We start from the raw sequence: 1,643 nt of genomic DNA, 5'->3' as shown, positions 1-1,643 counted from the left end.
AAGTAAACCAGCTAATAGTTTGTCAACATTTTTCAATAAAATGTTTGATCCCGTCATGATATACTAAAAATGTCCATGCCAAATAACCTTCCTCATTTCGCTTATTGGAAGGTTTTGTTGTATTTAGTTGGATATAGTTTTTATGCTATATCTTGGAAAGTGGTTCTGCTTTTTAGTAAGGCGTAAATCCAGTGTAAGAGCTTATTTACACACGCAATCATGGCTACCCTGAAGGGTTTTCCTTCTTCTCGTTTCTTGTCATAAAACTCTCGTAGTCTTCTATTACGTGGAATGATCTCATCAGTGGTTTTCTTTTTACGGGCATCCCGAATGCCACTTTGCACAGCCATATACAAGGCGTGGCGGAGTCTACAGGAACCACGTTTGGTTATTCGGTTTACTGATGCAGTGAACTTTCCAGAAGAATATACACTAGGATCTATTCCAGCGAATGCAACTAACTTCTTGGCATTATTAAACCGATCTATCTCTCCAATTTCAGAGATAATCGTGGCAGCGATTTTTTCTCCGATTCCAGGGATAGATTGAAGGATCTCGTATTCTTCAATTTCTTTAGCGAGAGCATATATTTCATTCGCAATGTTGGATAGGTGCTCTTCATATTGAAGAACAATCTTTACTAAGATTTCAAGGTTAAAGATATGACTCTCGAAGAGATTATTTCGAAAAGGATTTTGAAGAGCAGCTGCTCTTAATTTCTGTGCCTTTTCTTTTGCCCAAGACTCTGAACGACTCATACATAATGAAGCTATTCGATCCGTTAACTCTTTTTCACTTACACTTAACACAGCCTTAGAAGTAGGGAAGGCTAGTAAAGTAAGCAGAGATACCTTAGAATAGAGGCTTCCAAACACCCCACGGTACTCAGGAAACACCTGGTCGATTAAAGAATGTAGCTGTATCTTTGTTTTCGCTGATATTTCTGCAATACTCTCTTGTTGTCTTGTTAGATTACGAAGGTTTAAGAGTTGAACCCCACGCTTCTTGTATGGCTCTAATTCCTCTTTATAAAACAGTTCACAAAGATGATAAGCATCAATTGCATCTGTTTTTACCTTTCGCAGGCTTGAGCTCTTGGCTCTATGTGAGATAAGAGGATTTAAGATAATATAAACATATTTTTCTTCCTCTAAGAATTGAATAACAGGAAAATGGTAGTGTCCAGTTGATTCTAAAACAACCGAAGGTTGATAACCACCAGCTGCTCTTTTAACTTCTTTTAAGAACTCCAATAAATTCCCCAAACCTTCAAGATTATGTTCAATACTAAAGCTCTTACGATATGGTTTACCTTTATCTAAAAATGCTTGGACCTGACTTTCACCCTTTGAAACATCCAGACCAATGACTGGATTCATACTTGAATCTCCTCCTCCTAGAAATACAATATTAGTCGGTTTCCCCTAAAACTCCTTGTAATGTCATAGGTTCGCTTGTTAAACGGGATCTTTGTCCCAACCAGCCTGAAACATGATTATACAAGTAGGGGGTGGACAGTTTACTTGACGGGTTCAAGACCCACGGGTGCTACGTCCTCCCCCGACTACCGATATAATAAAACCAATTAAAAAAAGGTCAACCAGAAAAATCTGGCTAACCTTATATTACGAACGGGTGCAAGA

1 protein-coding gene is annotated in these 1,643 nt (G+C 38.3%); it reads right to left on the bottom strand.

The genetic code is table 11. The annotated features are described in order from the left end of the window. Positions 1-140 precede the first annotated feature (140 nt). Positions 141-1,379 (bottom strand): IS110 family RNA-guided transposase, encoded by a 1,239-nt coding sequence (locus E2K98_RS30545; protein WP_133340745.1) that lies wholly within the window; start codon positions 1,377-1,379, stop codon positions 141-143. Positions 1,380-1,643: the final 264 nt, after the last annotated feature.

It is taken from the genome of Bacillus salipaludis (assembly GCF_004358205.1).
This window is presented reverse-complemented; position numbering and strand designations above follow the sequence as displayed.